At 63.3% G+C, this 7,835-nt stretch carries 6 protein-coding genes; 3 read left to right on the top strand and 3 right to left on the bottom strand.

The features are described from left to right. Positions 1 to 626: 626 nt before the first annotated feature. Together M3P27_12190 and M3P27_12185 are read right to left on the bottom strand one after the other, a co-directional pair. Positions 627 to 1,148: a DinB family protein gene (locus tag M3P27_12190; GenBank protein MDP9269068.1), complete on the bottom strand. Its 522-nt coding sequence runs from the start codon at positions 1,146 to 1,148 to the stop codon at positions 627 to 629. A 209-nt stretch (positions 1,149 to 1,357) separates the two neighbouring features. Continuing rightward, complete coding sequence (locus M3P27_12185; protein ID MDP9269067.1) at positions 1,358 to 3,928, bottom strand: diguanylate cyclase; 2,571 nt, start codon at positions 3,926 to 3,928, stop codon at positions 1,358 to 1,360. 325 nt (positions 3,929 to 4,253) lie between these two features. Here M3P27_12185 and M3P27_12180 point away from each other — a divergent pair, with 325 nt between their 5' ends. Together M3P27_12180 and lexA are read left to right on the top strand one after the other, a co-directional pair. Next, entirely contained in the window at positions 4,254 to 5,630 is a 1,377-nt protein-coding gene (locus M3P27_12180) for an amino acid permease (protein MDP9269066.1), read from the top strand. A gap of 65 nt (positions 5,631 to 5,695) precedes the next feature. Beyond that, positions 5,696 to 6,337 (top strand): transcriptional repressor LexA, encoded by a 642-nt coding sequence (gene lexA, locus M3P27_12175; GenBank protein ID MDP9269065.1) that lies wholly within the window; start codon positions 5,696 to 5,698, stop codon positions 6,335 to 6,337. 204 nt (positions 6,338 to 6,541) lie between these two features. Here lexA and trxA read toward each other — a convergent pair whose 3' ends face one another. Next, positions 6,542 to 6,871: a thioredoxin gene (gene trxA, locus M3P27_12170; protein ID MDP9269064.1), complete on the bottom strand. Its 330-nt coding sequence runs from the start codon at positions 6,869 to 6,871 to the stop codon at positions 6,542 to 6,544. Between the two features lie 209 nt (positions 6,872 to 7,080). Between trxA and M3P27_12165 the strand changes: the two genes are divergently transcribed. Next, positions 7,081 to 7,641, top strand: coding sequence for a sigma-70 family RNA polymerase sigma factor (locus tag M3P27_12165; protein MDP9269063.1), 561 nt, complete (start codon positions 7,081 to 7,083; stop codon positions 7,639 to 7,641). Positions 7,642 to 7,835 lie beyond the last annotated feature (194 nt).

Genomic DNA, 7,835 nt, shown 5'->3' with positions numbered 1-7,835 from the left:
GGTGGCCCATACAAGCGTCCGCTTGTGTGGGAGGAAGAATCTCGACGTTACCTTATTCTCCGAAATAACGCGCGCGCAGCGCGCTTCCACTCTGCCGACGGCCCGCGCGCAGTGAAGCGAAGCGCGTCAGAGATTTCATCCCACGAATCGAGCAGCTCCCACACCAGCAAACCCGGCTTGTGTGGGGCACCCATGTAGGATGATTATCGCTCGGGTGCGGGTGCCCCATCCTTTGCGGAGCAGCTTCATCGCGCAGCAAAGGGTGGGAGCGAAAATCTTGTCAAGCCCCTCTTTTTCCCGTTTTCCAGCTAACTCATTCAATCGAATCACGATATAGTTATGACTTAGGTTTCCGGTTTGCCCCTCCCCTTCTGTCATACTGGGATATGGCAGGGTGTGCCTAAAAACGCTGTGCCTACACCTCGCCCGCCTTTCAAGAAAAGACGTTTTGCTCTTTGAAAACTTGAGCCCGTCCAAGCCATTGGGTAACCCAATCCACCATTGGGTAACCCAATCCGTAACGTGATGAATGGAAACGGAAATGCTCAAAACACCCCGGGGGGAGGGGGTATCCCAATCCCGCCGGACCCGCCTCCACACGATCAAGGATCAGAGGCTGGCCGAGATCAGCGCTTGCCGCGCAGGATTCCCTCGATCTGGTGGAGGTGATTTTGGTCGTGTCCGGCGGTCATGCGCACGAGGTGCGCGACGGTCTCTTTTCCGCGCTCCGCATGCATCCCATGGTTCTCCCACGCCTTGCGGGGCGCGGCTTTCAGCAGGGCGACGTTGGCTTCGCGGAGCGCGCGAAAATGCGCCAGCGACAGCTTGGGATCGCGATGCGCATAGTCGAAGGTGGCCGCCCAGGAATCCTGATCGAAGGCCTGGAGGGGCACGCCGTCGGTGCTGAGGGTCTGGCGCAGGCGCCACGAGATGGCGATCTCGGCGTCGGCGAGGTGAGCAAGTATCTCCGCCACCGACCACTTGCCGGGCGCGGGACGCCGAGTGAGCTGCTGCTTCTTCTTGCCTTTGACAAGCGCTGCCAGTTTTTTTGGTGTGGCCTGCTGCAAGCGCAGCGCGTGCTTTCCGCCGGTGTGGCCTTCGGTGTGGGCCAGCATGCGCGCGGTGTATTGCTGTGGTGTTTCTTGCAAGGGAAGCCTCCGGAAAGTGGCTCGTGGTCAGTGGCTAGTGGCTAGATTCGGCCGAGCGCCTCTTCAGTACGAGCGCCATGAAGACGGTCGCGAGTATTAGCGACGTACTTCAGTCGTCCCTCCGGGACTCGCACATGTGGTTCCGCTGTAACCCAGCGCTGAAGCGCTGGGCTAGATTCAGACGTGCCTACGGCACGGTAATCACAAAACTAGGCCACGGCAGCGACTTCGAGTTCGGCGGCGATGGATTTTGCGGTGCCGGGGCCTTCGGCTTTGGCGGCGTCGAGCGCATCATCGGCGCGATTGATGACTTCGGTGACGACGTCGACGGGATCGAACTTCCCTTGCATCACGGCTTCGGCGATGCCGACGGTCATGGGCGGCGGCTTGTCGGTGCCGGGGACTTTCACCGTGCCCAGCACCTTGCGCAGCTTGTCCACCACGAAGAACGCGTTCTTGTCGTTGGTGTCGGCGAGCACCACGGCGATGGTGGTGAGCTCGTAGCGGATGGCGACGTCGTTCTGCCGCACGTGTGAGCAGATGGCCTGGCCGAGCTGCGTCATCATGTTCTCGACCGCCTGCTCGCCGATCTCCTTCACCAGCGAAGACGATTTGCCGAAGTGCACCAGCATGAGCGTGGAGGTGGCGCTCTGCGCCACCGCGCGGCGCGTCTCGGACATGAGCACGTCGAGGTAGGAAGAGCGCTTGAGCAGCCCGGACTTCTCGTCGGTGACGGCCAGCGTCTTCATCAGCGAGCGCAGTTTGGCGTTCGAGCAGGCGAGCGCGGTCTGGTCGGCGATGGTGCGCAACACGACGATGTCGGTCTCGCGCCACTCGCGCGTCTTGCCGCATTGCTCGAGGATGATCATGCCGGCTTGCTCGTCGCCATCCAGCAGCGGCACGGCGAGGATAGAGCGGATGTCGAGCTGGTTGAGGAAAGGCAGCACCGGACCCAGCTCGGGTGCGGCGGGCGCGTCGGGGAGTGAGACGAAGCCCTGCTCCATGGCGATCTGCTGCAGGATGCCGAGCAGCTTCACGATGGCCATCACGTCCGACTGCTTCACGCCGGGCGCGCAGTATTCGAGCGCCGCCGAGGGTGGCTTGCCCGGAACACAGAGCCCGGCGATGCAGCGGCTGGCGCCAAAGTGGCGGCCCACGTCGTTGACGGCGGCAAAGAGCACGCCCTTCACGTTCGATTGGCGATAGATGTTGCGTGTGATCTCGGTGACGCGCGAGATATTGTCGACCGCGCTCTCGTCGTGCATGGGCTGCGGCATGGGGGCCGGCGGCGCGGCGGCGGCCTGAGCCGGGCCGCGACTTGAAGCCGGGGCAGGAGTGGCGGGGGCGCCGTCATATTTCGGCACCATGCCCGCGTTCATATAAAGGTTGCGCAGCTTCTCGTTCTTGTCTTCCTCGTGCGGAAAAAGTTTGTTGACGCGCTCGAGACGCTCGATGGCCTTGGAGCGCATGCCGTACTGGATGTAGATCTCGGCCTGGAGGATGAAGTCTTCGAGCACGGTGGGCTCGCTCTCCGGCATTTTCTGCTGCGGCTGGTCATCGCCGGGCCCGCCACCGGCCGCGGCAAAGCGGTTGGCGATGGTGTTGAAGCGGTTCAGATCGATCTTGCCGCGCACCATCTCGAGGCGCTTCTTGTGTCCGGGCTCGTAGGGATCCACTTCGGCAGCGCGGTCGAGCGAATCGCTCGCCTTGAGAAAGTTTCCCATGGCGTAGTAAAGCTCGAACAGCTTGACCAGGGTGTTGCAGTAGTCGGCTTCGCGATTGGAAGCGTTGAAGATCTCGACCAGGTACTCGAGGAACTCGGGCGCGGGAGGATGCGCTTCCGTCACTCCCTTGATGAACTCCACGTACTCGCGGCGGCGGCCGCGCTTGATCTCGTGCTCTTCCAGCTTATGGGAGAGCGCGAGCGCTTTCCCATGATGCTCGGCGGAGATGAGCGCGCCGACGATCAGGCCGACGCTATCCATGTAACGCGCGGGATCTTTCTCGAACAGCTCCCAGACGAAGGGCTCCGCCTCGAGTGGACGATCCGCGCCGATGAGCGCGCGCGCATACGGCTCGCGAGCTTCGGGAGCGGAGTTCGCCATCGTCGCCAGCGGCTCGAGGATCGCGATGGCAGCGGCGGCTTGCTGGTTGTCGGTGAGCGCGGCGCCATACGCGATGGCCAGCGGCGTGTTCGCGGCATCGAGCCCGTAGCCGCGCGCGAGCGTGGCCAGCGGATCGGCGCCAGCCTTCTTCTCCAGCTCCGCCGCTTGAAAGTAAGCTTCGCCGGCCGCCTTCGCGTCGCCCGTCTCGGCGGAGAGATCGGCGAATTGCTTCCAGTTGTCGAGCGAGGGCTCGAGCACGACGAGCGACTTGTAGGCGGTGGCGGCATCTTTCTTTCGTCCGGCGGCGAGCAGCGCCTTGGCCGCGGCGTGGAAACCTTCGGTGGCTTCCTTCTTGTCACCCTTCTTCTCCGCGAACTGCGCATGCTTGAGGACCTGATCGACGGTGGGCTGTCCGGCGCGGACGAGCTTCTTGTAAGTGTTGAGCGCGCCGGCGGCATTGCCGCTCTGCGCTTGCCGGTCGAAGAGCGTGCTCAGGTGCTTGGCGGCTTCGCCGGGATCGCCGAGCGCGATGCAGAGGTCGGCAGCGGACTGGCGAACAGCGTCTTGATTGGGATCGTCGTCGAGGATGGCGAGGTATTCCTCGAGAGCGTCTTTCTGTTTGCCCTTCTGGAGATACTTATCGGCTTTTTCGAGACGCTTCGCGATGTCTGCCATGGGGAGGGCCCTGCGCGACCATAACGCCGCTGCATCTGCGAGGCGGGCCCGGGCGACACTGGGTCACTGGGTCACTGGGTCCATCGCGAAGAGGCAGCAAAACTCGATGGGCGAACGGTGAGGCATGCGTATTGTATGCGGAAGACGCGGGGCGCAGCAATCAGGGAAAACCCCGGAATCGAGGATTTTCCATTCCGAGCGCAGCGAGGAAGCCTATGCCCGGCAGGGTTTATGATGAGCGGCCCTCCCGCAGGCTTGGTAGACGCTATCGGGCTTCCTCACCCGCGGCGGGTTCGGGACGTGAGTCGGGATCGCTAGACCGGAAATGCCAATCAACCAACCACAAACCCAGGACGGCAATGAAGCCGGGCTGCGGCGCGAGCTCTCCGCCGGGCAGATGGCGATGGTCGCCGTGGGCGGCTCCATCGGCACCGGCCTGTTGCTGGGCTCGGGGGCGGCGATCAAGCTGGCGGGGCCGTCGGTGATCGTGAGCTACGTGCTGGCCGCGCTCATCATGGGCGTGGTGGCGCTGGCGATGGGCGAGATGGCGAGCGTGCATCCGGCAGCGGGCTCGTTCGGCGTCTACGGCGAGCTTTACCTGAACCCGTGGGCAGGGTTCGTCTCGCGCTACGGCTACTGGCTGGCGATGGTGGGGTCGATCGGATCGGAGATGGTCGCCGCGGCGACCTACGCGCGCTACTGGTTCCCGGGCGTGCCGGCGTGGGTGCTCGTGCTCGGCTTTGGTGGGTTGCTGGTGGGTGTGAACCTGCGTCCGGTGCGGTCGTATGCGTGGTTCGAGTACTGGTTCGCGATGCTGAAGGTCGTCACCATCGTGGGATTCATGGCGCTCGGCGCCGCGTTCCTCGGAAGCGGGCGCGTGGCGCCGCATTACACCGCGGACGGCGGATTCTTCCCGCACGGCATGGTCGCGCCGCTGATCGCGACCGCATTCGCCATCTTCACCTTCGGCGGAGTGGAGATGGTGGCCATCTCGTCGGGTGAAGCGAGGTCGCCGCAGGAGGTGGCGCGCGCCACCAAGATCATGTTCGCGATGCTGGCGTCCATCTACATTGGGGCGATAACCGTGCTGGTGGGCGTGATGCCGTGGCAGCAGGCGGGGGTGGCGGAGAGTCCGTTCGTGACGGTGTTCCGGCAAGCAGGGCTCACGCGAGCCAGCGACGTGATGAACTTTGTGGTGCTGACAGCGGCGCTCTCCGGCGCCAATGCCAGTCTCTACGTGGCCGCGCGCATGGGCTTCTCGCTGGCCCGCACCGGCTACGCTCCGGCGGGGCTGGGGAAACTGACGCGGCACGGCTCACCGCTGCGCTCGCTCCTCGCTTCGAGCGCGGGCATCGCGGGGGCGGCGTGGATCACGGCGCGCTATCCGGAGACGGCCTTCCTGCACATGCTGGGCGTGGCGCTGTTCTGCGGCGCCATCGCGTGGATGGTCGCGCTCGCCGCGCACATTGTCTTCCGGCGACGGATGTCGCGCGAGCAAGTGGCCGCGTTGGCGCTGCGCGTGCCGGGTGGCGCGGTCAGTTCGGCGCTCGCGTTCGTGGGGATGGGGGCCGCAGTCTGCGCGATGTGGGTGACGCCGCTGCGCATGACCCTGACGAGCGGAGTGGCCGCACTAGCGGCGCTCACAGTGGCTTACTTCGTGACGCGAGGGATGCGGGCGCGCGCTGCCATCGGGCAGAAATAGCGGCTGCAAAGCGGAACGCCATCTTTTCGCTTGACATTCGCTTTGTGTTCGCCAACACTCTGTGCATGGCACTGACCAAGCGACAGAAGCAGGTCTACGACTTCATTGCCGACTTCGTGGCGCGCAACGGCTACTCACCCTCGTTCGAAGAGATCGGGCAGGGCATGGAGCTGAGTTCGCTCGCGACCGTCCACAAACATGTTTCCAACCTGGAGAAAAAAGGGCTGCTCAAACGCGACTACAACCGCAGCCGCTCGATCGACATTCTGGCGCCCAAGGGAGCGCTGAAGAAGTCGCTGGCCGCGGCCGCGGCGGCCGCTTCGGTGGGGGCAGGCATGTCCCTGCCGCTGATGGGCAGGATCGCCGCGGGACGGCCGGTAGAGACTTTGGAGAATCCGGAGACCATCTCGCTGGCGGACATCACGCGGTCGCGAGACGTCTACGTGCTCGAGGTGACGGGCGAGTCGATGATCGACGAGCACATCATGAGCGGCGACTACGTGCTGGTGGAGAAGACCAACACGGCGCGCAGCGGCGAGATGGTCGTGGCGCTGGTCGAAGGTTCCGAGACCACGCTCAAGCGCATGTACAAGGAAGATGCGCAGATCCGGCTGCAACCCTCGAATGCCACCATGCCGCCCATCGTGCTGCCGGCACAGTCGGTGGCGGTGCAGGGGCGGGTGATCGGGGTGCTCAGGAAGTACTAGAGGAAGTCTCTAGTCTCTAGTCTCTAGTCTCTAGTCTCTAGTCGCGAGCATGGAAGTCCCGCGAAGAAGAGCTAGGTTAGGGAAAAAAGGCGAAAGCGTTAAGAAAAATAAAAGCCGAGCGCGATGCTCGGCTTTTGTGTTTTGCTCGAGGCTAGCTCGGCTTTGCTTTTTGCTAGAGGCTAGCGACCAGCGACCAGCGACTTCTTAAACGTACTTCTCCATCGCCTGCTCGATCTTCTCCTTGGCGACGTAGCCGACGATCTGCTCCTTCACCTGTCCGTCCTTATAGATGATGAGCGTGGGGATGCCGCGCACCTGGTAGCGCATTGGGGTGGAGGGATTGCGGTCGACGTCCATCTTGCCGACCTTGACCTTGCCCTCGAACTGGGTCGCCAACTCGTCGACAATGGGCGCGAGCGCCTTACATGGACCGCACCATGCGGCCCAGAAATCTACCAGGACCGGCTTATCGCTCTTGAGCACGTCCTGCTCGAAATTCTGGTCGGTGACTTCGAATGTGGAATTGCTTGCCATCTTGCCTCCCGCGGATATCAGTGCGCGAACTGCTTATCGTATCACTAGAGTTAGATGCCGCTGGTGGATGAAAGTCGCAAGGGCGTCTCCGCGGCGGCGGGTACCCTCGCAACCGTCAACTTGTTGCAGGCGGCGTTCGCGCGCGAATCCTCGCTTGGCGAATCCCTACTAACCGGCAGCGCGCGATGCGGTCTAATGGGCGCATGGAGATGAGCGACCATGGAACGGTGGCCGCGGTACGCGCGGGCGATCGCGAGGCGTTCCGGCTGCTGGTGGAAAGACATAGTCGCACCATCTTCAAGCTGGGCTTTCGCATGACGGGCAACGAACAAGACGCAGAGGAAGTGGTGCAAGAGACATTCCTGCGTGCCTATCGCAAGATCGGTGACTTCGAATCGCGCGCCAACTTCGGCACCTGGCTCTACCGCATCGCGACCAACTGCTCTTTCGACCTGCTGGAGAAGCGCAAGCCGACGCTCAAACATACTTCGCTGCAGGATGAAGAAGGTGAAGAGCTGCCGCTGCCGGCAACAGGTCCGAGTCCGGAGAGGTTGGTGTTGAGCGTGGAGCTGAAGCAGAAGCTGGCGCAGGCGATGGAAGAGTTGACGCCACTCGAGCGCTCGGCGTTCGTGCTGCGTCACTTCGAGAACCAGTCGATCGAAGAGATCGGCAAAGCGCTCAACCTGAAAGCGAATGCCACGAAGAACAGCATCTATCGCGCGGTGCAGAAGATGCGTCGCGCGCTCGAGCCCTTGATGGAACGCCATTGATGAACCCGGGACGCTGACCATGAGTATGGAGATGACCGCAATGCAGCACCTGACGGAAGAACAACTGGTAGCGCACTACTACGGCGACGACGCGGCGCGCGAGCGCGCGCGGGCGCAAGAACATCTCGCCGGCTGCGCGGAGTGCGCAGGCCGGCTTGCCGGGCTGCGCACCTTGCTCGGCGCGGTCGCGGGGG

It is taken from the genome of Acidobacteriota bacterium (assembly GCA_030774055.1).
Lineage (GTDB): Bacteria > Acidobacteriota > Terriglobia > Terriglobales > Acidobacteriaceae > JACPNR01.
Note: the sequence above shows the minus strand (reverse complement) of the source record. Positions and strands in the feature narration are given on the sequence as shown.